The sequence below is a fragment of the Collinsella sp. LCP21S3_A9 genome (genome assembly GCF_052118785.1).
Classification (GTDB): Bacteria; Actinomycetota; Coriobacteriia; order Coriobacteriales; family Coriobacteriaceae; genus Collinsella.
In genome coordinates this window covers 56815-79253 of the sequence record NZ_JBQKGN010000006.1, presented here as the reverse complement: position 1 = coordinate 79253, position 22439 = coordinate 56815, and the positions used below count along the sequence as shown (strand labels likewise).

At 59.6% G+C, this 22439-nt stretch carries 22 protein-coding genes and 1 other RNA gene; 7 read left to right on the top strand and 16 right to left on the bottom strand.

Annotation, left to right across the window (positions count from 1 at the left end):
* Positions 1-3 precede the first annotated feature (3 nt).
* From modB to ACTQ05_RS03890, 4 genes are all read right to left on the bottom strand, one after another.
* Positions 4-1485, bottom strand: a complete 1482-nt coding sequence (modB, locus tag ACTQ05_RS03905) for a molybdate ABC transporter permease subunit (protein ID WP_441538003.1) — start codon at positions 1483-1485, stop codon at positions 4-6.
* A gap of 115 nt (positions 1486-1600) precedes the next feature.
* Positions 1601-2473 (bottom strand): molybdate ABC transporter substrate-binding protein, encoded by an 873-nt coding sequence (gene modA, locus ACTQ05_RS03900; protein ID WP_441538001.1) that lies wholly within the window; start codon positions 2471-2473, stop codon positions 1601-1603.
* A 205-nt stretch (positions 2474-2678) separates the two neighbouring features.
* Entirely contained in the window at positions 2679-3158 is a 480-nt protein-coding gene (locus ACTQ05_RS03895; protein ID WP_427794485.1) for a MogA/MoaB family molybdenum cofactor biosynthesis protein, read from the bottom strand.
* Between the two features lie 10 nt (positions 3159-3168).
* On the bottom strand, positions 3169-4431 hold the full coding sequence (locus tag ACTQ05_RS03890; RefSeq protein WP_441538000.1) for a molybdopterin molybdotransferase MoeA: 1263 nt from the start codon (positions 4429-4431) through the stop codon (positions 3169-3171).
* Positions 4432-4641: 210 nt separating this feature from the next.
* Here ACTQ05_RS03890 and ACTQ05_RS03885 point away from each other — a divergent pair, with 210 nt between their 5' ends.
* Both ACTQ05_RS03885 and ACTQ05_RS03880 read left to right on the top strand, forming a co-directional pair.
* The gene (locus ACTQ05_RS03885) at positions 4642-6063 is read left to right on the top strand and encodes a chloride channel protein (RefSeq protein ID WP_441537999.1); all 1422 of its coding nucleotides are present in this window, start codon (positions 4642-4644) and stop codon (positions 6061-6063) included.
* A 90-nt stretch (positions 6064-6153) separates the two neighbouring features.
* On the top strand, positions 6154-7116 hold the full coding sequence (locus ACTQ05_RS03880; protein WP_441537997.1) for a diacylglycerol/lipid kinase family protein: 963 nt from the start codon (positions 6154-6156) through the stop codon (positions 7114-7116).
* Between the two features lie 87 nt (positions 7117-7203).
* Here ACTQ05_RS03880 and ACTQ05_RS03875 read toward each other — a convergent pair whose 3' ends face one another.
* The 4 genes from ACTQ05_RS03875 to ACTQ05_RS03860 all read right to left on the bottom strand — a co-directional run bounded on the left by ACTQ05_RS03875 (position 7204) and on the right by ACTQ05_RS03860 (position 10018).
* Positions 7204-7584 carry a peptide chain release factor family protein gene (locus ACTQ05_RS03875; RefSeq protein ID WP_427747757.1) on the bottom strand — a complete coding sequence of 127 codons (381 nt, stop codon included), beginning with the start codon at positions 7582-7584 and terminating at the stop codon, positions 7204-7206.
* Between the two features lie 83 nt (positions 7585-7667).
* Complete coding sequence (locus tag ACTQ05_RS03870) at positions 7668-8246, bottom strand: xanthine phosphoribosyltransferase (protein ID WP_441016246.1); 579 nt, start codon at positions 8244-8246, stop codon at positions 7668-7670.
* Complete coding sequence (locus ACTQ05_RS03865) at positions 8204-8593, bottom strand: hypothetical protein (RefSeq protein ID WP_441537994.1); 390 nt, start codon at positions 8591-8593, stop codon at positions 8204-8206. Before ACTQ05_RS03865 ends, ACTQ05_RS03870 begins: the two co-directional genes overlap by 43 nt.
* 141 nt (positions 8594-8734) lie before the next feature.
* Complete coding sequence (locus ACTQ05_RS03860; protein WP_427719685.1) at positions 8735-10018, bottom strand: O-acetylhomoserine aminocarboxypropyltransferase/cysteine synthase family protein; 1284 nt, start codon at positions 10016-10018, stop codon at positions 8735-8737.
* A 158-nt stretch (positions 10019-10176) separates the two neighbouring features.
* Between ACTQ05_RS03860 and ACTQ05_RS03855 the strand changes: the two genes are divergently transcribed.
* Positions 10177-10695 (top strand): C-GCAxxG-C-C family protein, encoded by a 519-nt coding sequence (locus ACTQ05_RS03855; protein ID WP_195838525.1) that lies wholly within the window; start codon positions 10177-10179, stop codon positions 10693-10695.
* A 67-nt stretch (positions 10696-10762) separates the two neighbouring features.
* On the opposite strand, the gene ACTQ05_RS03850 is transcribed toward ACTQ05_RS03855, so the two are convergent.
* Entirely contained in the window at positions 10763-11347 is a 585-nt protein-coding gene (locus ACTQ05_RS03850; protein WP_441537992.1) for an IMPACT family protein, read from the bottom strand.
* On the opposite strand from ACTQ05_RS03850, the gene ACTQ05_RS03845 reads away from it, so the two are divergent.
* The gene (locus ACTQ05_RS03845) at positions 11309-11797 is read left to right on the top strand and encodes a hypothetical protein (protein ID WP_441537990.1); all 489 of its coding nucleotides are present in this window, start codon (positions 11309-11311) and stop codon (positions 11795-11797) included. The genes ACTQ05_RS03850 and ACTQ05_RS03845 overlap by 39 nt on opposite strands.
* 42 nt (positions 11798-11839) lie before the next feature.
* Here ACTQ05_RS03845 and rnpB read toward each other — a convergent pair.
* Together rnpB and rpsA are read right to left on the bottom strand one after the other, a co-directional pair.
* An RNA gene (gene rnpB, locus ACTQ05_RS03840) (RNase P RNA component class A) lies at positions 11840-12201 on the bottom strand.
* 341 nt (positions 12202-12542) lie between these two features.
* The gene (gene rpsA / locus ACTQ05_RS03835; protein WP_154515317.1) at positions 12543-13709 is read right to left on the bottom strand and encodes a 30S ribosomal protein S1; all 1167 of its coding nucleotides are present in this window, start codon (positions 13707-13709) and stop codon (positions 12543-12545) included.
* A 313-nt stretch (positions 13710-14022) separates the two neighbouring features.
* On the opposite strand from rpsA, the gene ACTQ05_RS03830 reads away from it, so the two are divergent.
* Entirely contained in the window at positions 14023-14781 is a 759-nt protein-coding gene (locus ACTQ05_RS03830) for an HAD family hydrolase (RefSeq protein ID WP_427719687.1), read from the top strand.
* Here the strand turns inward: ACTQ05_RS03830 and ACTQ05_RS03825 are convergent.
* A complete protein-coding gene (locus ACTQ05_RS03825) occupies positions 14778-16097 on the bottom strand; it encodes an L-cysteine desulfidase family protein (RefSeq protein ID WP_441537989.1) in 1320 nt (439 codons plus the stop codon). The genes ACTQ05_RS03830 and ACTQ05_RS03825 overlap by 4 nt on opposite strands.
* Positions 16098-16364: 267 nt before the next feature.
* Here ACTQ05_RS03825 and rpiB point away from each other — a divergent pair, with 267 nt between their 5' ends.
* Positions 16365-16832 carry a ribose 5-phosphate isomerase B gene (gene rpiB / locus ACTQ05_RS03820; RefSeq protein WP_006234151.1) on the top strand — a complete coding sequence of 156 codons (468 nt, stop codon included), beginning with the start codon at positions 16365-16367 and terminating at the stop codon, positions 16830-16832.
* 177 nt (positions 16833-17009) lie between these two features.
* Here the strand turns inward: rpiB and ndk are convergent, their stop codons facing one another.
* The 4 genes from ndk to ACTQ05_RS03800 all read right to left on the bottom strand — a co-directional run bounded on the left by ndk (position 17010) and on the right by ACTQ05_RS03800 (position 20980).
* Positions 17010-17414 (bottom strand): nucleoside-diphosphate kinase, encoded by a 405-nt coding sequence (gene ndk / locus ACTQ05_RS03815; RefSeq protein WP_055251725.1) that lies wholly within the window; start codon positions 17412-17414, stop codon positions 17010-17012.
* 385 nt (positions 17415-17799) lie between these two features.
* Complete coding sequence (argH, locus tag ACTQ05_RS03810; protein WP_441044739.1) at positions 17800-19230, bottom strand: argininosuccinate lyase; 1431 nt, start codon at positions 19228-19230, stop codon at positions 17800-17802.
* A gap of 118 nt (positions 19231-19348) precedes the next feature.
* Entirely contained in the window at positions 19349-19519 is a 171-nt protein-coding gene (locus ACTQ05_RS03805; protein WP_154515301.1) for a hypothetical protein, read from the bottom strand.
* Between the two features lie 234 nt (positions 19520-19753).
* A complete protein-coding gene (locus tag ACTQ05_RS03800; protein WP_441048624.1) occupies positions 19754-20980 on the bottom strand; it encodes an argininosuccinate synthase in 1227 nt (408 codons plus the stop codon).
* A 554-nt stretch (positions 20981-21534) separates the two neighbouring features.
* Between ACTQ05_RS03800 and ACTQ05_RS03795 the strand changes: the two genes are divergently transcribed.
* Positions 21535-22362 (top strand): Cof-type HAD-IIB family hydrolase, encoded by an 828-nt coding sequence (locus tag ACTQ05_RS03795; RefSeq protein ID WP_441537986.1) that lies wholly within the window; start codon positions 21535-21537, stop codon positions 22360-22362.
* Positions 22363-22439: the final 77 nt, after the last annotated feature.

Sequence of the window (22439 nt, the reverse complement as noted above, 5' to 3'; positions counted from 1 at the left end):
GGCCTATCGACTTCCCTCCGAGACGGCGTCATCGCGCATGAGCTCGGCCAGCGCCTCGCGATCGATACGCAAGGCATCGCCGCCCGCCGGGTCGAGTGAATCGCCCCGTCCGGCGAGATCTTTGGCCTGCTTGCGCTCCGCACGGGAAAGGCCCCGCTCGCGATACTTTTGCGAATGCGCCGTGTACATGTTGATGAACAGAATGACTAGGAAACTAAACACGATTACGACCACGACCCAAAAGAGGGCCACCGACGTGTTGCCGCCCATCCATTCAAAGTAAATGGCGATGGGAATGGTCTGCGTAATACCGGCGTAGTTGCCCGCAAAGAACAGGGTGCAGCCAAACTCGCCCATTGCGCGGGCAAAGGCGAGCACCGTGCCGGCGGCGATGGAGGGCCAGCCGAGCGGCATCATGAGCTTGGCAAAGATGCGACGTTCGGACCATCCTAAGGTTCGCGCGGCGTCGAGCATCTGCGTGTCGAGGCTCTCGAAGGCACCGAGTGCCGTACGATAGACGAGCGGAAACGACACCACCACGGCAGATATCACCGCCGCCGGCCACGTAAAGACAATCGAGATGCCGTGCGCGATGAGCCACTGGCCCACCCCGGTCGAGCGGCCAAACAGCATGAGGAGCAGAAAGCCGCAGACCGTGGGCGGCAGCACCATAGGAATCGTAAAAACCGAATCGAGCAGGCCCTTGATGCGACTCGAGGTACCCATAGTCTTCCACGCGGCGAACAGCCCCAGCGCAAAGGAGATCAGCAGGGCAAGGCCGCTCGTTTTTATGGACACCCAAAACGGGCGATAGTCGATGTCGCCAAAGAAGGCTGCGGCGCGCTCCGCCAGCGACGGCGGCACCGTCGTCGACACGTCCGCATACCGCACGAGGGCGGCGTTATCGCTCCACAGGGCGCCGTCACCCAAATCTAGCTCGGCATTCGCGGCGTCGGCGGCATTCACTACCGTGTAGTAATCGCCGTTGCCGCCCTTCACCTTAAACTGATAGCGGTAATCGCTCTGCACCAGCGCGTTATCCGAGGTAAAGACCCATTCGAGATTAGAGTCCTCCAGCAACGCACCACCCATGGAGTGCGACTTGTCGAGCCCCACGAGCATCTTCTTGAGCGCCTTTTGGTCATCTGCCTTTGAGATATCGAGCCCCGCGTCTTTGGCGGCATGGGCGTCGAGCCAGACCACGATGCTCTCAGGCGTCGTCACCGTCACGAGGGTCGTCTTCTTGTAGATAGGAAAACGGTAGCCCTCGGGCTGACCCGCAAACGAACGGGCCGTGCCCTTGGCATTGCGCTCAAACGCGTTGAGGCCAAACCCGACGCCATCGATAAGCGCGGAATCTTCGGTCGCCTGGCGGCCATCGGCGGTGGTGAAGAGTGCCTCGGCCCGAGCAACCCCGGGCGGTGCGGTCAGCACGCACAGAACCGCAGCCAGCACGGCGAGCAGGCGAATCGTTTTCCTTGGCACGGGCGACTCCTCAAACACAGGGCAACGGCGCGCGGACACGCCGGTTCAATCAAAAGGGCGGGCGATCGCGAGAACGCCCGCCCTCAAGCATATCGTTATGCAGCGATGTTGCGAACTACGCGGAAAGCTCAAAGCCGTACTTAGCCCAAATCTTCTGGGCTTTCTTGTTGGTCAGGCAGAAGTCGATGAACGCCTTGGCCTCGTCGGCGTGCTCGGAGCTATCGGCGACAGCGCCGGGATACACGATGGGCTTGTGCGAGTCCTCGGGGCACACGAAGGTCTCCTCGATGCCGTCGTAGCGGAAGATATCGGAGCTGTAGACAAAACCGGCCACGCAATCGCCCGTAGAGACGTAAGACGCAGCGGTGCCGACCTTGTCGGCCAGAGCCACCTTGTCGGCGAAATCGGGTGCATACTCGCCGTCGTCGCCCTCGGTGCCGGTGTAGAGGCCCACGGAGGCCAGGGCCTGGTTGGCGTACTTGCCAGCGGGAACGGTCTTGGCGGCGCCGATGGCGATCTTGCCGTCCAGGTTCGCGACGACGGCGATGGCCTCGACCTTGGTTTCGGAGCCCTCGGCGCGAATGATCACGAGGTCGTTGACGAACATGTCCTCACGCGTGTCGGCGTCGACGAGCTCGGCGGCCTCGGCGTCATCCATGGTGCCCTTGGAGGCCGTGATGAGTACGTCGACGGCGGCACCGGCGCGCATCTGCTCGACAAGGTCGCCAGACGCCTTAAACTGCGTGTCGGCAAACGTGGTGCCGGTCTGGTCGGTATAGAGCTTCTGAACCTCGGGCAGAGCCTTCTCGAGCGAGTTGGCAGCAAAGACTTGCAGCTCGACAGCCTTCTTGGAAGATGCCTTAGCAAAACCGGCATCGGAGCCAGTCGGCCCAGACGTCTTGTTGCCGGAACAGCCGGCAAGCCCAAGGCCGGCAGCGGCGACAGCGGAAAGTGAAACGAACCCGCGGCGAGAAACCGTATCGAACATGTTCAACCCTTTCGAAGGCTACGCCCGGGCACCCCGCCGCAAGCTTTATTCTGTTACTAGATTATACTTTTGTGCGAATAGTGTTTGTGATAAATATTTCTCGTCTAATAATTTTCCTTTACCGATAACCACAAGACGGCCCGCACTGTCGCTGCATAAAAAAGGCGGAGCAGCCCGTAAGGTCACTCCGCCGCAGGTAATGCGCTTATTTGGCGTGCCCGCCCCCCGCCGTCATTTGAGCTGCGTGCTCCAGCTGGTCGCTCACAGCCTCCCAGCTTTCGCGGGCCGCTTTCGTTGATCCCGGAAAGTTGATGACAAGCGTATGCCCACGCTGCATGCACACGGCGCGCGAAAGCATAGCGCGGCGCGTCTTGGTCATGGAGTACGCACGGATCGCCTCTGCAATACCCGGTACATCGCGGTCGCAGACGGCACGCGTCGCCTCGGGCGTCACGTCGCGCATCGAAAGGCCCGTGCCGCCGCAGGTAAGCACGACATTGGCGTGGCACTCATCGGCCGCTTCCACAATGGCATCACCGATCTCGCTGACGTCGTCGCGCACGACCACATGTGAGGCGACCGTCCAGCCCTGCGCCGCGATGAGTTCCTCGAGCGCAGCACCCGCCTCGTCCTGGGCAAGATCGCGCGTATCCGAGCACGTCACAATCGATATCTTCAACTCCATAGCATTCCTCCTATAGCACCGCGCCCTCAGGCAAGTCGACACGCACGACATCCACGACGTCGCCCGCCCTGAGGTCACACGGGCCTTCGTCAATACGCAGCAGGCAATTGGCCCGCTGCATCGTGCCGAGCAGCGCCGAATTCTGCGTCTTGGCCTCGGTCACCAACAGCTCACCGGTCTCGGGGTCGCGTAAAACCGTGGCACGATCGAAGAAGCGGCGATGCTGTCGCTTCTTCACGCCGTGTGTGAGCTTCGCCTGCTGCACGGGACGCACGCCCTCGGCAAAGCCGCGCATCTTGCGGATCGCCGGGCGGGCGAGCATCTCAAAGCCCACATACGCCGCCGCGGGATTGCCCGAAAGTCCCAAATATGGCTTGCCCCCCAGCAGGCCAAACGTGATGGCCTTGCCGGGACGCATCGAGATGCGGTCGAACAGCACCTCGCCCTCGCGCCGAACGAGCGCCGTCACATAGTCGTAATCACCCGCAGAGGCGCCACCACTCGTAATGACAAAATCGCAGTCCTGCGCGGCGCGATGCACCAACTCGGCAATCGCCTGCTCATCATCGGGCGCAATGCCGTAGAACACGGGCTCGGCTCCTGCATCGAGCGCCTCGGCCATCAACGCCGACGAGTTGGAGTCGCGAATCTGCCCGCGCGCCGGCACGTTACTCGGTGCGACCAGTTCCGTCCCCAGCGAGATAATGCCCACGCGCGGCGCGGCATGCACCTTCACACTCGCATACCCGGCGCTCGCCAGCAAGCCGGCGCCCGCCGGAGCCACAACCTCTCCAGCGTACATCACGACGTCGCCAGTATGCGCTTCCTCAGCAGCCGATCGAACGTTCTCCCCCACCTTGGCCGGCGCCGAGAATCTCACACGCGAACCCTCGTTGCCGTCACCGTCGAGCACATCGACGATCTCGTACTTCACCACGGCATCGGCACCTTCGGGTACCGGCGCGCCCGTCATGATACGAACCGTGTCGCCCGCGCCGATTGCGCCCCCAAACACATGGCCCGCAGCCTCGTGTCCGATAACGTCGAGCGTCACCGGCGCCTCGCCAGATGCCTGCACCAAGTCCGCCGTGCGCACGGCATATCCGTCCATAGCGCTGTTGGCAAACGGCGAAATGTCGATATCGGCCACCGCGTCCTCGGCCAAGGGAAGACCGGCGGCCTGCCACACGGGAATCTCGACGAGATCGGTCGGAGCAACGTGCGACAGAACAATCGACTGCGCGTCCTCCAGCGGAATGAGTTTCTCTGCCATATGCACCTCTTAATGCCACAGCGCACAACGGGGGCGCCAATTCTTTATGCTTGTCTCAGTATAATCCCCTGCCGAACGACGGCGAAACGACCCACGTTCTCGAATACATCTGTCGGCCGCAAGCCGCGAAACAGAACCGAAACCAACCTGCCGGTTTGTCACGTTTGGCACGTTCTATAATGCTCGTGTTGCAACCTAAAAGAGGAACGTATGGCTTTTACCGACAAACCCGAAAGCGCAAACGAGGCGCAGGATCATTCCCAGTCGCTCGACGACGGCGGCTTTTTCTCCCTTAACGACGTCATCATGGCAGGCAGGCAACAGCTCACCCGCTCCGAGCATCTCTTGGCTGCCGACACGCGCCGCAATGCCCACAACCTACTCGCGAGCGCTAAGTTGCTCGTACTCGTCGTCATCGTCTCGCTCGCCATGGGCGTTGCCGCTTGGGCGTTTTTGGCCTCGTTGAATATCGCGACCGACTATCGCGAGCACCATACGTGGATCTACGCCATGCTTCCCGTTGTGGGCGTTGCCACCGCATGGGTGTACAAAAACCACGGTCTTGCCGCCAAACGCGGTAACAACCTGGTCATCGACTCCGCTCTGAGTACACGCCTCATCCATATGCGCATGGCCGTCCTCACCTTCGTCTGCTCCACACTCACGCACCTAACGGGCGGATCGGCCGGTCGCGAGGGAGCCGCGGTGCAGATTGGCGGTACCATCGCCAGCAACATCTCAAGCCTCGCCCACCTCAAAAAGCATGACCACCACGACCTCATGCTCGCCGGCATCTCGTCGGCCTTTGGCGCCGTGTTCGGTTCGCCCCTTGCCGGAGCTTTCTTTGGCATGGAGATGTGCTTTATCGGCAAGATCGACTACACCGCAGGGATCTACTGCCTGGTCGCCTCGTTTACCGGCTACTTTACATCACTCGCCCTGGGTACCGAGTACGAAGCGAATGCCATCGCCAGCGTTCCCGCCATGACGCCCAAAACGGTCGTTATCGTTGTGATCAGCGCCATTGTCTTCGGTCTGACGGCACGCCTCTTTGCCTGGTCGGTTCGAACCGTCAAGAGCCTGTACGGTCGCTTTATCACCAATTACCTCGTTCGCGCCCTTATAGGCGCACTCGTGGTTTTGGCTGTCTATGCCCTCCTCGACGCCTGGGACTACGCCGGCCTTTCCACGTGGCTTTCGGGCGCCGGGTTTGCCGGCAACACCACCCTCGCCGACGCCGCCATCAAGCTCGTCGTAACGGCACTCACCCTGGGTGCCGGTTTCCAAGGCGGCGAGGTCACGCCCCTGTTTGGCATCGGTGCGGCACTCGGTGGCTGGATCGGTTGCCTTACCGGGCTCGACCCCAGCTTTCTGGCGGCTCTCGGCATGCTCGGCGTGTTCTGTGCCGGCCTTAACGTGCCCATCACCACCTGCATGATGGCCATCGACCTGTTCCACGGCACGGCCGCCGGGTTCTTTGTCATCGTGGCCTTTATCAGCTATCTCGCCGGCGGACACCGCGGCGTGTACCCTGCCCAGCGCATCATCTCACCCAAGCGCCGTTCGCTTATAGTGGATGAGGGCGGTACGGTAGCGGATGCTATCGAGCGCCACAACGACCTGATAGAGTAGACGTAAGTATTCGCCGTGCAGCCACAATCGGGGGGGGGCAATTCGACCCGAGCGCGACCGCACCGTCACGCCATATGCCGGGAGTCGCCCATGCACGCAACTGATTTTGGTCGCACGCTCATCATCGCCAACCCAGCCGCCCAATCGGGTGCGGCGCGCGAAGTTGCCGAGCGCCTGCAACGCTTTTTGGACATGACTGCACGCGCATCCCAGTTTGACCTGGTATTGACCGAGCGTATGGGGCACGCCAAGGAGCTGGCCGCACAGGCTCAGGGCTATCGCACCGTTATCGCCCTTGGCGGCGACGGCGTGATCCACGAGGTCGTCAACGGGCTTATGGCACAAAAGGAGGACCCCCGCCCCGCTCTTGCCATCCTACCCGTGGGTTCCGGCAACGATTTTGCCCAAACGCTCGGTATAGAAGATTTCTCCGGCAAGGATTTTGGCGCGCTGCTCACCTGCGAGCTGCAGCGTCAGGACATCGGTCGCATTCGCTCATGGAACCCTGCAAGCGGTAGCGGCGAGGCTTCCGTTGAGTACTACGACCAGACGCTCTCCGTCGGTATTGACGCCGCCATCGGCCTGGGCACCACCGAGCTGCGCAAAAAGACGGGCCTCACCGGCGCTCCGCTCTACACCCTCTCGGGACTTGAACAGTTTGGCCTGCGCTATCGCAACTACCCCATGACAGTCAGCTTTGATGGCGCGCCCGCCGAGCGCGTGAGGGCGATCATCATGGCGATTCAGCTGGGCCCCACCTATGGCTCGGGCTATCGCATCTGTCCCGACGCCGACCCGTGCGACGGCATGCTCGACGTTTGCTACGCCTGCGGCCCCGTTCCGCGCGCGGTCGCGCTTCCCATGTTCCTTTCGGCCAAGGACGGCCACCATACCAAGTTGCCGCCGGTTTGCATGCGCCGCTGCCGCCATGCCGAGCTTACCTTTGAGGAGCCCGACTACCCCATCCAGGCCGACGGCGAACCTGTTATCGCCTCGCGCATCGAAGTCGACATCCTACCCGGCGCCCTCCAAGTCTGGCGCCCAACCCGCTAACCACCCCTAAGTTGCGGTGAAATAGGGACTGTTTATGCAGGTAAAGCCGCAAAACAGCCCCTATTTCACCGCAACTTATCGAGAAGATCACTCCTCCCCGCCCGGCTTGCGGCGGTTGGCCTTTTTAATGGCGTTGAAGTGCTTGTCATTAAGTCTGCGCTGGCGAGAGCGCTGAGGCACCTTGGTCTTTACGCGTCGACGCGGTGGACGCCCGCGACGCTCAAGCTCAGCGCGCAGCTTACGCAAACAGCAGCTACGATTTTGGAACTGGCTGCGACTCTCGCGCGCCGTCACGGTAATCCCCGTAGGGATATGTTTCATGCGCACCGCCGAGTCCGTCGTGTTCACGCCTTGCCCGCCCGGACCCGTCGCGCGAAACACCTGCACCTCGCAATCGCGCGCCAGCTCCTCGACCGACATCTCGACATAGCGCGCATACTCACGCCATCCCATCTTGTTCTCATCCATATCAACACCTCCCCTCATACAAAAAATGTGACAAAGGGACAGTCCCTTTGTCACATCGCATACCAATCGTTTGTGTTGCGCGCTTAGGCGAAGGTGATCTCGCCGTTCTCACAGTCCATATCGGCGATACGGGCCAGGCTCTCAACACGGAAGCCGCGCTCGCGGAGCTTATCGCCACCGCCCTGGAAGCCCTTCTCCACCGCAATGCCAATGCCGGCAACCTCGGCGCCTGCGGCCTCGCAGATCTTGATAAGACCCTCGAGCGCGCATCCGTTGGCCAGGAAGTCGTCGATAATCAGGACCTTGTCGCCCTCGGACAGGAAACGCTTGCCAACGATGACCGGGTACTCCCTCTGCTTGGTAAAGGAATAGATGGTCGTGGCATACTGCTCGCCGTCGAGGTTGATGGACTGCGCCTTCTTGGCAAAGACCACCGGCACGCCGCCAAAATGCTGGGCTGCGATGCAGGCCATGCCAATGCCCGAAGCCTCGATCGTAAGGATCTTGTTAATCTCGACATCCTCGAACAGACGGGCCCACTCGGCGCCCATGTGGTCAAACAGCTCAACGTCGCACTGGTGGTTGAGGAAAGCATCAACCTTAAGGACATTACCGGCCTTTACGATGCCGTCATGGCGAATACGGTCCTTAAGCTCCTGCATGGCGCAACCCCTTCTCGCGGCAACGATACCGCGCGATTAATAAACGTTGCTCGATAGTCTACCACGGACCGACCCCCGCCCGCCCCACAAGCCGCATCGCACCACAAAGCCGCATCGCACCGCAAAGTCGCAAGCAGATACACCGGGCTTACCAGCTGAATGCGATCGAGGCCCACGCCCGGCCCCTTTTGCATCACGGGCAGCGCCACGGTCACGACGGTCGAATCCAGACACACCATAAACGTCATGATGAGCACCGTAAACAGAATCGCCCATTTGTTCTTGCCATGGGTGTCTCCCTCAACAGCGATGTGTTCGCGGCGCAGTTGCTCTGCGGTTTTCTCCATATCCATCCTTTCGAGTGGCACAACACAAAAACGGGGCCCCAATCGCCTGCAAACAGTCGCGATTGGGGCCCCGCCTACGGTATCGGAACTAAAGGTCACCGAAGCTTTCTGCCGGCATCGGCGCCTTGCACGAACGCTAGCCTAGCACTGCTCGAGCGCCTGCTCAAGGTCGGCAATCAGATCGGCCGTGTCCTCGAGGCCGCACGACAGGCGCACCATGTCGGCGGAGATACCACAGGCGATAAGCTCCTCATCGTTCATCTGGCGGTGCGTGGCGTTAGCGGGATGCAGGCAGCAAGTGCGGGCGTCGGCCACATGCGTGGCGATCTGAGCGAGCTTGAGGCTCTTCATAAAGGTCTCGGCCGCCGCGCGACCACCGTTAAAGCCAAAGCTCACAACGCCGCAGGTACCGTTGGGCATGTACTTTTGAGCTAGGTCATAGTACTTGTCGCCCTCCAGACCCGGATAGCTCACGAAGCGCACCTTGGGATGGCTCTGCAGGAACTTGGCAACAGCCAGACCGTTCTCGCAATGACGCGGCATGCGCACATGCAGGCTCTCGAGCGAGCTGTTCAGGAAAAACGCCGCCTGCGGGTTCTGCATGGGGCCGAGGTCGCGCATGAGCTGAGCGGTTGCCTTGGTAATGAAGGCGCCCTCGCGACCGAACTTCTCGGCATAGGTCACGCCGTGGTAGCTCTCATCGGGCGTGGTGAGACCCGGGAACTTGTCCGCATGGGCCATCCAGTCAAACTGGCCGTGGTCGACGATCACGCCGCCCAGGCAGGCCCCATGTCCATCCATGTACTTGGTGGTGGAGTGCGTAACAATATCGGCGCCCCACTCAAAGGGACGGCACATCACGGGCGTCGGGAAGGTGTTGTCGACCATCAGCGGCACGCCGTGGTCATGCGCGGCCTTGGCAAAGCGCTCAATATCGAGCACGGCAAGGGCGGGGTTGGCAATCGTCTCGCCAAAGACGAGCTTGGTATTGGGCTCAAAGGCTGCCTCGAGCTCCTCATCGGTGCAATCGGGGGCAACGAACGTGCAGGTAACGCCCATACGACCCATGGTATGGGCAAGCAGGTTGTAGGTACCGCCGTAGATGGCCGAGCTTGCGACCACATGATCGCCGGCGCCGGCCACGTTAAAGATCGCGAGGAAGTTCGCAGCCATGCCCGAGCTCGTGAGCATCGCAGCGGTGCCGCCCTCCATCTCGCAGATCTTGGCGGCAACCAAATCGCACGTAGGGTTCTGCAGACGGCTGTAGAAATAGCCAGACTCCTCCAGGTCAAACAGCTTGCCCATGTGCTCCGACGTGTCGTACTTCCACGTGGTGGACTGGTAGATGGGCACCTGGCGCGGCTCCGCATCTCCCGGATGATAGCCGCCCTGAACACATGTAGTACCGATGGTCTGCTCGCTCATATCTAGCTCCCTTGCCTGGGTTACATTTTTATCCGGTTCACGATACCGCTACCCCGCACCCCTCTCAACCCATCCCCAAGGTAGGTTATGAGACAAATCAACCGGGGGCATTTATCGCAGATCTTGGCATTTATTCGATAGATAAAAATGAGGCATACATGAGGCTTTCGATGAACAAATGCATCGGCAAGGGTACCATAGGCGAGTACACCGTTACCGAGGAGACAACGATGAAGCAAATCGATACTGCCCAGCTCGACATCACCGCCTGTCAGGCTCAGGCTGCCGAATACCACGCCCGTGGCTTTAACTGCGCACAGGCCGTCGCCTGCACGCTCGCACCCGCCGTCGGGCTCGACCCCCAGACCGCCTTTATCCTCACCGAGGGCTTTGGCGCCGGCATGGGCGGCATGACCGAGACCTGCGGCGCTATCTCGGGCGCCGTGGCCATCATGGGCTTTGTAATGAGCGACGGCATGGATAACCCCAAGACCAAGGGCCAGACTTACAAGCTGTCGCGCGAAATCGCCAAGCGTTTTAAAACGAAAAACACGACGACCGTCTGCGGCACGCTCAAGGGCATCGGATCGGACAATGGTCCGCTCCGCAGCTGCCCCGGCTGCATCGACGACGCCATCGAGATCGCCTGCGATGTGCTAAAGCAGCTCGCCGAGTAAACGGCGGCAACAGAAAACGACGGCTGGCGTGCTTGGGATTCATCCAAAAGCACGCCGGCCGTCGCCGTTAGAACTCGGCAAATTTGGGAGCGCCGACCTCAATCTCCTCGCGCCCCGCCATAAGCTCGCGCATCTTAGCGCAAAAAGGCTCCTGCTCCCCCGCCTTAAACACCAAATGAATCGTCACGGCATCCGCGTAATCGGTATCCGAAACCTTGGCACCCGAATCCTGCGCCAAACGAAGCACCTGCTCATACTGCGGATAGGCCACGTGCACGTCAACAGGCACGACGCTCGTCATCTCAACGACCTGCCCTGCCTCCTGAGCAGCTGCCACCGCCGCCTGCGTCGCCGCGGTATAGGCGCGCACCAAGCCACCGGGCCCCAACAGCGTGCCGCCAAAATAGCGCGTCACCACGCAGCAAACATTTTTGAGCCCAGCGCCGCGCAACACCTCGAGCGTCGGCATGCCGCTCGTGCGGCTCGGCTCACCGTCATCACTCTGACGCTCGCGTCCATCGACCAAAATCCACGCGGGAACATTGTGTCGAGCGTCGTAATGACGCTTGCGAACCATCTCGATGAAGGCATTCGCCTCATCCTCGGATTCAATATGGACCAGCTGGGCAATAAACCGGCTCTTGCGATCCACAAACTCGCCAGAAGCCTCAATATTCGATCGCAGAGTAAAATAGCTGTCCAACAAAGCCCCTCAACAAAACTAAGCGCGGCAACAAACAGCCTCAATAATACGGCAAAGACAGCAACGTTGTCCTCGCCAACAAGAGCGAAAACGCCAATGATGCCGTCACCAACAGCGAGAACCCGTCAGCGCGAGCAAGGTGCCTTGAAAGACGAGATTGCAACAGAAATGAAGCTGCCGATGACCAGGCAAAAACAGCGAGATGCCAAGAACGGAACCGCCGATGATTCCGTCAACGAAAGCGAGAACCCGTCAGCGCGAGCAAGGTGCCTTGAAAGACGAGATTACAACAAAAAAGAGGGCGTTTATGACCAGGCAAAGAAAGCGAGACGGCGTCAGCTGAGTCGATTTGGCCCGAAAGAGGAGGGAGCACGCCTTATGGCGGCGACCGACGAATGAGCGCCAAATCGGCCAGCTGACGCCGTCGCAGCGTCGACAAGAAAGCTGAGTGGGCTTGTAAGCCGGGTTCTGTCGTGAACGGTCATTTATCTTGTCTGCACGTTACCGTGCAGCTCCACGCACGCTACCCGAACGCGGACCGGGCCGGCCCATAGCGTTCCTATTCGCGCTTGCTCCGGATGGGGCTTGCCAAGCCGCCGTGTTGCCACGACGCTGGTGGTCTCTTACACCACCGTTTCAGCTTTTCCCTTTACGCCTTGCGGCGCAGGTGGGAGTCTTCTTTTCTGCGGCGCTTTCCGTCGGATCACTCCGCCCGGCCGTTAGCCGGCATCCCGCCCTCTGGAGCCCGGACTTTCCTCACGCGTGCCGCAAGCAGCACATCGCGCGACCGTCTGGCCCACTCAGCAGTGCAAGAGTGTAACACACCGTTGCCGCAGGCAAAGGCACAACACAAGCGTTCGACACGATATACCAAGAACCATGCCATGCGGTACAATAGGGTCGTCGATGGGCAACGTCGCCAGTCGAGACGCGACCGCGCTCCGCACCCCTCCGTCTACTCGGTGCGTTCCCGCCTCCTCCCCGAGGCGGGATGTCGGCATTTTCATGCACCGACAACCCAATAGCCTGTGAACAGTCCGGACAGCGTTGCGCACGAGTAGCATTGCGCACCTCACCGGCAAACGCAAAAAGGGACCCGTCCATTGCGGACGGATCCCTTAAAGCAAGTGATCGTCAAACCGATTTACTCGGCGTCGGTCTCCTCGTCCTTCTTCTCGGAAGGCAGCGGGGTAACCTCGATCTCGACGCCCAGAGTCTCAGCAGCGGACTTCATAGACAGGGAGATACGACGACGGTCGAGGTCGATCTCCATGACCTTGACCTGAACCTTGTCGCCAACGTGGGTGACCTGAGAAGGCTGGTCGACGTGCTTGTTGGCCATCTCGGAGATATGCACCAGGCCCTCGATGCCCTCGCCCAGATCGACGAAAGCACCAAACGGGACAAGCTTGGTCACAGTGCCCTCGACGATAGCGCCGACGGGGTACTTCTTGACCAGCGCGCGCCACGGATCCTCGGTGGTCTGCTTGAGACCCAGGGAGATGCGCTCGCGGTTGAGATCGACATCGAGAACCTCGACCTCGACCTCCTGGCCGACCTTGACAACCTCGGAAGGATGGTTGACGTGGTTCCAGGAGAGCTCGGAGATGTGGATGAGACCGTCGATACCGCCGAGGTCGACGAAGGCGCCGAAGTCGACGATGGAGGAAACGGTGCCCTGGAGACGCATGCCAGACTTGAGCTTGGACAGGATCTCGGAACGCTCGGCCTTACGGGACTCCTCAAGCACGACGCGACGGGAGAGAACGACGTTGTTGCGGTTGCGGTCCATCTCGATGACGCGGGCCTCGATGCGGGTGCCCATGTAGGAGGTGAGGTCCTTGACGCGACGGAGGTCGACGAGGGAAGCGGGCAGGAAGCCACGCAGGCCGATGTCGAGGATCAGGCCGCCCTTGACAACCTCGATAACCTCGCCCTCGACGTTCTCGCCGGAGTTGAACTTCTCCTCGATGCGGTTCCAAGCACGCTCGTACTCGGCACGCTTCTTGGAAAGGACCAGACGACCGTCCTTGTCCTCCTTCTGGAGAACCAGGGCCTCGATGGAATCACCGAGTGCAACGATGTCTGCAGGGTTAGCGTCCTTGCGGATGGACAGCTCGCGGACCGGGATAACGCCCTCGGACTTGAATCCGATGTCAACGAGCACCTCGTCATGCTCGATCTTAACGACAGTACCGTTAACGAGATCGCCCTCATCAAAGTCGGTAATCGTACCGTCGATGAGGTTGTTCATCTCCTCCTCGTTGACATCGTCAAGAGAGAAAATGGACGAGTTCTGAATCTCACTCAAAGGTGGACCCCTTTCGAACTACGGGGCCCCGATTGCTAGGACCTACAGAAGGGTGCGACAAGCACACAACGTTTAGGAACACTCGGGAGCCGACAGATACTAATGTGACGCTTATGCAATCACGTTCGTATAGGTTACGTGGAAATCACTTCGATTTCAAGCGTGAACTGCGATTTTTTACTCGTATGGAGACTTTTTCGCAATCTTGTGAACGACCGTCTCCATAAGTTGACGATAAGCAGTTGAGCATACGGCTTTGGGGTAAAGTATCCGGAGCCAACGTTCTAAACGATTTTTCGAGAAAGGTGCCCGCGTGCTCAAAGCAGTCGTTTTCGATATGGACGAGACGCTTCTCAGCATCAATCTCAACGCGTTTATCCTTCGCTATTTTAAGGATGTCTCGTCAATGCTCGCGGATATCGGACGATGCAGCCGCGGTGGCACGATGGCACGCCTCGGCACCATCCTGGTCGACCTCAACGCCAATCGCCGAAGCGGCACGGACAATCGCACCAATCTTGAGTTTTACCGCACCGAGGTCGAGCGCAGGTGCGGCATCTGCCTCTCGGACCCACTCATCTACGAGGCGTTTACCTACTATGAACGCGAAGTTCTCCCGTACAAGAATGACGATGCCATCAATGCCCACGCCATGCCGGGTGCACACGCCGCACTCCAGGCTGTACGGGACGCAGGACTGCGTTGCGCACTCTTTACCAACCCCAGCTTTCCCCAGGGGGCCATCGAATGCCGCATGGGTTGGGGTGACCTGGCCGACGCCCCCTTTGAGCTCGTGACGCACATGGGAAACGCCACCCGTTGCAAGCCCGATGCCACCTATTACCTGGAGCAGCTGCAGGCCATGGGGCTCGAACCGCACGAGGTCCTTATGGTGGGTAACGACCCCAAGCGCGACTTCCCCAGCCCCGCCTGCGGTATTCAAACTGCCTATGTTGGCCAGGGAAAACCCAGTCGAGCCACCTGGCGCGGAACCATGGAAGACTTCGCCCGCGACTTTAACGCCGTAATCGATGCCTTCTACGAGCACCAAGTAGCCAACGAACTGTCCTAACAAACTTGGGTTTTGCCGATCATGATGTTGAGGATTTCGACGTCGGTGTCCTTCATACCCACGCGACCCACATAGCCCATGCTGGCGATCGTCTGCTCAACGGTATCTTGGATCAGGCCCTCGCCGGCGCGGAAACCGCGGCCCTGCATGGCCATATCGTGGCCCAGAATCGCCGCATCAACGGCTGCGGAAATCTTGGCGGCACAGCTCGCCTTGGCGCCATCGCACACGATGCCGCCCACGTTGCCGAGCGTATTCGAGACCGTCGCGCCGATCTGATCACGCGTGCCACCGCACAGCCAGGTAATCGCAGCGCCGGCACCGCACGCGGCGCAAATAGCACCGCAAAACGCCGAAAGTGCACCAATATAGCTTTTGATATGCACGGCAATAAGATCGGACAGCATCACGGCGCGCACCAGGCGCTCGTTGTCGCAACGCAGGTAGTCGGCATACTCCATAACGGGCAACGCACAGGTAATACCCTGGTTGCCCGAGCCGCACACAATGGCGACCGGCAGCGCACAGCCGTTCATGCGGGCATCGGACCCGGCGGCCGCACGGGCACGGGCACGGCAGGCGACGTCGTCGGCACGAGTGCCCAGCAGCGTACGGCCTACCTCAGCGCCCCAAGCGTGCGCCAGGCCCTCGGCGCTTATTGCGCCGTTCAGCTCAATCTGACGCTCAACGGCAGCGCGGGCGCCCTCGATGTCGCCGTCCTCGATAAAGTCAATGATAGACTCAATCGACATGGGCGTATCGGCGTTATCGGCGGCACGCTCGGCCACGACGCGCTCGGCGCAGGCGGCACACTCCCCCACCGACTTGCCACACATCGGAATGCCATCGAGTGTATGGCACGTAACATTGGTGTGATGGTCGGTGATCTCGACGACCGCAGTATGACCTCCGGCCGTGGCAGTCACCTTAATGTAGAGGTTGGGCACACCCTCGACAAGCGACACATCGCAGTAGTCGGCATCGGAGAGCAGCTCGGTCACGCGAGCACGGTCTGCATCGCCAACACTCTCGAGCACCTCGAGCGCGCTCTTGGCGTCACCGCCCACGGCACCCAGCACGGCCGCGGCCTCAATACCGTGCATACCGCCCGAGTTGGGCACGGTCACGCTCTTTACGTTCTTGATGATGTTGCCCGAGCAGGCAACATCCATATGATCGGGTTCGCAACCGAGCGTCTGGCTCGCCAGCGCCGCTGCATAGGCAACGGCAATGGGCTCGGTGCAGCCGAGCGCACAGACAAGCTCGCGGTTCAAAACATCGCAAAACGCGGTATCACGAAGGGAATCGGCAGGCATAGGTATCTCCTACTTGTATAACGGGTTGCTCTCGCAAGTATCAACTTCTCCATTTGATAACAAGGCACCAAAAACCGCAAGTCGAGTTCCGGCAGACGGCCGCCAGAAGCAAATTGGCGGCATTTTTCGTGATGGGCTAATGTTCGCGTCCGCTAAAGCGTTTGACCAAAAAACGCCCGAGTGTTTAGGCAAAAGACGCGCTATCATGCAGTCGAACGCGGTAAAACCTTTAGCAATTCCGCCGCACGGACCAGAGAGGAACCACTCATGAAGATCGGTATCGGCAACGACCACGCCGCCGTCGAGCTCAAGAACATCATTTCCGAGCACCTGAAGGAGCGCGGCTGCGAGGTCGTGAACTTTGGCACCGACACCTCCGAGAGCTTTGATTACCCCATCGCCGGCTACAAGGTGGGTAAGGCCGTGGCCAACGGTGACGTCGACCTGGGTATCCTAATCTGCGGTACCGGCGTCGGCATCAGCCTGGCCGCCAACAAGGTCGAAGGTGTTCGCGCCGTCGTGTGCTCCGAGCCCTTCAGCGCCAAGCTCTCCCGCATGCACAACAACACCAACGTGCTCGCCTTTGGCGCCCGCGTCGTGGGCTCCGAGCTCGCCAAGATGATTGTCGACGAGTGGCTCGACGCCGAGTTTGAGGGCGGTCGTCACGAGCGTCGCGTTAACCTCCTCAACGAGATCGACCACACGCGCGGCCTCAAGGTCGTCGACGAGGCTTAAAGACCTACAAAGCCATACGCTAACGCCAGCCCCCGCCCGGAAGAAACATCCGGACGGGGGCTGTTTAGTAGATTTTTGGGATATACCTAGAAATCTACTGGAATAAAAAGGGCGCCGCGGATGGAATTCCGCGGCGCCAAAGCCACACGCTAACAGCTTTGAGGAGTCAAAGCTGGTTTAGCCAAAGAAGCGCTTGATCTCGATCTCGGCGTTCTCCAGGCAGTCGGAGCCGTGGATCACGTTGGCGTTGACATCGACAGCGAAGTCGCCGCGAATGGTGCCGGGGGCAGCGTCAAGCGGGTTGGTAGCGCCCATAAGGGTGCGCATCTTGGAGACAGCGGAGAGACCGGAAACGACCATCTTGACGACCGGACCGCTCGTCATAAAGTCGCAGAGACCGCCAAAGAAGGGCTTGTCGGCCAGATGGGCGTAGTGCTCCTCGACGGTAGCACGCTCGAGCGTGGTCATCTCCATGCGCTCGATGACAAGGCCGCTACGCTCAATGCGAGCGACGATCTCGCCGATCTTGCGATCGCGCACAGCGTCGGGCTTAATCATAATGAAGGTCTTCTCGATAGCCATAAGGTAGCCTTTCAAGTAGGTTCGCGCGTGCCCAAGTCCCATTCCGGCACCCGCCTGGACTGCATCGTAACAGAGTTTTAGCTGCAGTTAAACAAAAAACTGTTTATTGAAACACTACAATTTATTAAAACGTTCCATATGTGTCACTTCTGTTTCGAAGCCCGATTAGAGTACCATCCGACCGCGCATCAACCGCACCGAACCGAGCGGACGGTCGGTTGCCGCCCGTGAACGTAGCCCCTTCACAACCTGCCCAAAGGTCCTACAGAAGTTATCGACAAGCCCCTTCCCCATTGCAACAAAATACGGGCGTCCGCTGCAGCAGACGCCCGTAAAAGCAAAAACGATTTATCAATAAATGGCCAAAGCCGCTTCAACTAAACCCTTACTTTGCCCCGTGGCCCATCTCGACGACCTTGGTCAGCGATCCAAGCACACCTTCGTCGGCAACGAGTTGTGCCTGGGCACGCTGCAGCTGCACGGCAACGGCGGCAGGGGCGGTACCGCCCTCGGTCGTGCGTGCAGCGACAATCGACGGGATGTCGAGCGCCTCGGTAATGTCGTGCTCAAAGAGCGGGCTTGCCTCTTGGAACACCTCAAACGGCAGGTCCTCAAGATTGCAGCCGCGCTTCTCGCACATCAGGACCAAATGGCCCACCACGGCGTGGGCCTCGCGGAACGGCAGGCCACGCTTGGCCAGGTAATCGGCAACATCGGTGGCGGCAAGGTGCCCCACGCCGCACTCGCGCGCCATGGCATCCTCGTTGACGGTCCAGGTCGAGATCATACCGGCCATAACGGACAGGCACTGCATGAGCGTATGGGCGGTATCGAGCGCGCCCTCCTTGTCCTCCTGCAAGTCCTTGTTATAGGCGAGCGGCAGGCCCTTCATGGTCACGAGCAGCTGCACCAGGTTGCCATAGACTCGGCCGCTCTTGCCGCGGATAAGCTCGGCAAAATCGGGGTTCTTCTTCTGCGGCATGATGGACGAGCCAGTGGAATACGAGTCGGAGAGCGTGATAAAGCCAAACTCGGAGCTCGACCACAGCACGATCTCCTCGGAAAGACGCGACAGGTGCATCGCCATGACGGAGCCGGCGTAATGCAGGTCGAGGAGGAAATCACGGTCGGAAACCGCATCGAGCGAGTTGGGAATCACGCCCGCAAAGCCAAGTTCGGCGGCCGTCATCTGACGATCGAGCGGATAGCTCGTACCGGCAAGCGCGGCAGCGCCCAGCGGGCAGTTGTCGGCAGCATCAAAGGCGGCCTTCAGGCGTGTAAAGTCGCGCGCGAACATCCAAGAATACGCCAGCAGATGATGCGACAGCAGCACGGGCTGAGCATGCTGCATGTGCGTGTAACCCGGCAGAATCACCTTGTTGTACTGTTTGGCCGCATCCACCAGCACGTGGCGCAGCTCAAGATTGGCCTCCATGAGCTCCTTGGCCAGCGCCTTGACGCCCAGGCGCGTATCGGTCGCCACCTGGTCGTTGCGCGAACGCCCGGTATGCAGGCGCTTGCCTGCCTCGCCGATGCGACGGGTCAGCTCGCTCTCGATGGACATATGAATGTCCTCGTCGTTGATATCGAAGGTGAAGTTGCCGGCATCGATATCCTGTTCGATTGCGGTCAGACCCTCGGCAATCGCCTGCTCGTCCTTTGCACTGATAATGCCCTGGGCCGCCAGCATCTTGGCATGTGCCTTAGAGCCAGCGATATCCTGCTTATAGAGATGTTTGTCGACCGGCAGCGACGCGCCAAACTCCTGCGTGACCTCGGCCACGCCTGTCTCAAAACGACCGCCCCAAAGAGCCATGGAACCGTCCCCTTTCTCTAAATACCAAAACAAGCGCCCAAAGCAAAGCGCCATGTCGCTAAAGCGATTTATCAACCGCTAGTTTTGCACATTCCCCACCGAGCGCGAGACCATGTGGCTAATTTGCAAAGAAGTGACGCACCAGGCACTTGGCGCCCATCGACTCCCGCCAGCCGTTGCTTGCCGAGCCGTCAATCCATGCCTTCAGGCTCATAGGGACATCCTCGACCTTTGCAGCATCGAACTCGGGCGCGAGGGCAAGTAAAGCATGCGCGATAGCATTGAACATAATGGATACTCCTCAGATATATATAGGCGCAGAGCCGCCAAATTGATAGAAGGAGCCCCGCCGGACAACCCCGGCGGGGCTCGGACTCAGCCGCAGACGCGGCATCATATATGCGGGCGGAATGTAGGGGCCACCGATGTTAAGAAGTGTCAGCAAGCATAACGAAAGGTAGGGACCCCATGCGCCCGTTATGTATCACGCGGATGGGCCGCGCGGATACCAAGGGAGAAAGACTTAAGCCTGAGCGGCAGCAGAGCTGGGACCCTGGACCTTGGCCCACGTCTTGAGCGACAGCGTGTCGATCTCGATAAAGCCGGCGCTGGCCTTCTCGTCAAACGTGGTGTCGCGGTCGTAGGTGGCCAGACCGTAGTCATAGAGGCTGAAGGGGCTCTTGCGGCCGACAACATGGCAGTTGCCCTTAAAGAACTTCAGACGAACGGTACCGGTCACGAACTTCTGGGTATCGGCCATAAAGGCGTCGAGTGCGTTTTTGAGCGGGCTGTACCACTGGCCGTTGTACACGGCGGTGGCCCAATCCTGCTCGAGCTTAATCTTGGTCTTGAGCAGATCGCCCTCGACGCAAATATCCTCGAGTGCCTTGTGGGCGGTGATAAGCGTCAGGGCGCCGGGAACCTCATAGCACTCGCGGCTCTTGAGGCCCACCAGACGATCCTCGACCAGGTCCAGGCGACCAAAGCCGTTATCGCCCGAAATCTTGTTGAGGGCGATGACGATCTCGGAAAGCTTCATCTTCTTGCCGTCGACGGCGACGGGCTTGCCGGCCTCAAACTCAATCTCGGTGTAGGTCGGGGTGTCGGGCGTTTCCTCGGGATTCTTGGTCATAACCCAGGCGTCGTCGAGCGGCTCGTTCCAGGGATCCTCCAGGTGGCCGCACTCAATGGCACGACCCCACAGGTTGTCGTCGATGGAATAGGGGTTGTCGTTGGCACCCTCGGGAACCGGCACGTTGTGGGCGTGAGCATAGGCGACCTCGTCGGGACGGCACTTCAGATCCCACTCGCGAACCGGGGCGATAACCTTAAGCTCGGGGTCGAGGGCCTTGACGGCAGCCTCAAAACGAACCTGGTCGTTACCCTTGCCGGTGCAGCCGTGGGCGACGTAGGTCGCGCCAAACTCGTGGGCGACCTCGACAAGCTTCTTGGCGAGCAGCGGGCGAGACAGAGCGGAAAGCAGCGGGTACTTGTTCTCGTACATGGAATTTGCGGCGATGGCCTTGGTCAGGAACTCATCGGAGAACTCGTCGCGCAGGTCGAGCACCTGGCAATCAAGAACGCCCAGGTCGAGCGCTTTCTGTTTCTTGGCATCCAGGCCGGTCTCCTCCTGGCCCACGTTGCCGCAGACGCAAACGACATCGAGATTCTTCTCGTCCTGGAGCCACTTGACACATACGGATGTATCAAGACCACCGGAATATGCGAGAACTACTTTTTCCTTGCTCATGGCTGTTTCCTTTCGCCCTTGGTAGCTAGTTAGAACATCGGTCAGTTGCAAGTCATTTCAAGGTCACGTACCGTGCAATATCAGGTTAAATAGCAAAAATCAGCACATACATGCCCTAGAAACATGCAGCAATGTCGTGCTAAAACCCAACGACCTTAAAATGACTCTGTTGAGGCAATTCGCCCCATGCGGACAGAGACGATTGTTATCGTCGTCGGGAAATTGCGCGCTGGCGTCGGAGAGCATTGTCTGCAGTGATGATGATCTGTACGAACTGCATCTGCCTCTCCTTTCACACATCGCCGGGCGCAATTCTAATATCGCAAACGGTACCTTTTCCTCGGTAAGCGGCTCTTTTGCCGTCTCCGTTTTCGATGGTCGCTATATTACGCTAAAGTGCCTGCTGCACAAGCAACAAATTCAAATTTCTGAAAAGTTTTTTCATTAGTTTGTGAAATGCAGTGCAAATACGCTCCGTTCCTGCGAAAATACGCCTGGTTACGAGTTGTTGGTTATAACGTCTGAAACAATTTCGAAACGAAAGGCTCGCTTTTATGCAAACTTACGAATCGGACGCCAATATCGGAAACATTAAGCTCATCGCCGTCGACATGGACAAGACGCTGCTGACCGACGAGCGCGTGCTGCCGCAAGGCCTTGACGAACGCCTGGACAAGCTCGCCGAAGCCGGCATCGTATTCTGCCCCGCCAGTGGACGTCCCGCCCCCAAGCTCGAGGAGATGTTCGAGGGCATCAAGAACCGCATCGCCTTTTGCCCCGATAACGGCGCGTGCGTGATATATCGCGGCAACTATATCTATAAGAGCAATATCGATGTGGCGCTCTACCACAAGGTCCTGGCACATGCCGTGGAGGACCCGCGTGCCGTTCCCGTCCTGTGCTGCTATGACGATGCTTACGTTTTGGCGCGCGACCACAAGTACCACGACGAGATCAGCATCTACTATTCTGCCATCAACTACATCGACACCTTTGAGGGTCTTGACGTCGAATCCAACAAGATTTCGATCTTCTTCCCCGCCTACGACGCCGAGCCTGCGTTCCGCGAGACCTATAACCCCGCGTTCTCGGATCAGCTCTACGTCACCAATGCGGGCCGCGAGTGGATCGACTTTATGAACCTGGGCGTCGACAAGGGCGCCGGCGTCGCGCACCTGTGCGAGCACTTGGGCATCGATATCGCCGATGCCGCCGCCGTGGGCGACACCTACAACGATATCCCTATGCTCGAGCGCGTCGGGCATAGCTTTATCGTGGACAATGCCGAAGAGCATATGAATGCGCACGCCAAGTGGCGCATTCCGAGCAACAACTACGGGGGCGTACTGACGCTCATCGACGCCATCTTGGCGGCTCGGTAATCTATCTCGTCGCCATGCCCGGGGCCGGCCGTTTGATTTTTGCTCGGTCAGGTCCTGGGCTCGCTCGAAGGCCACAT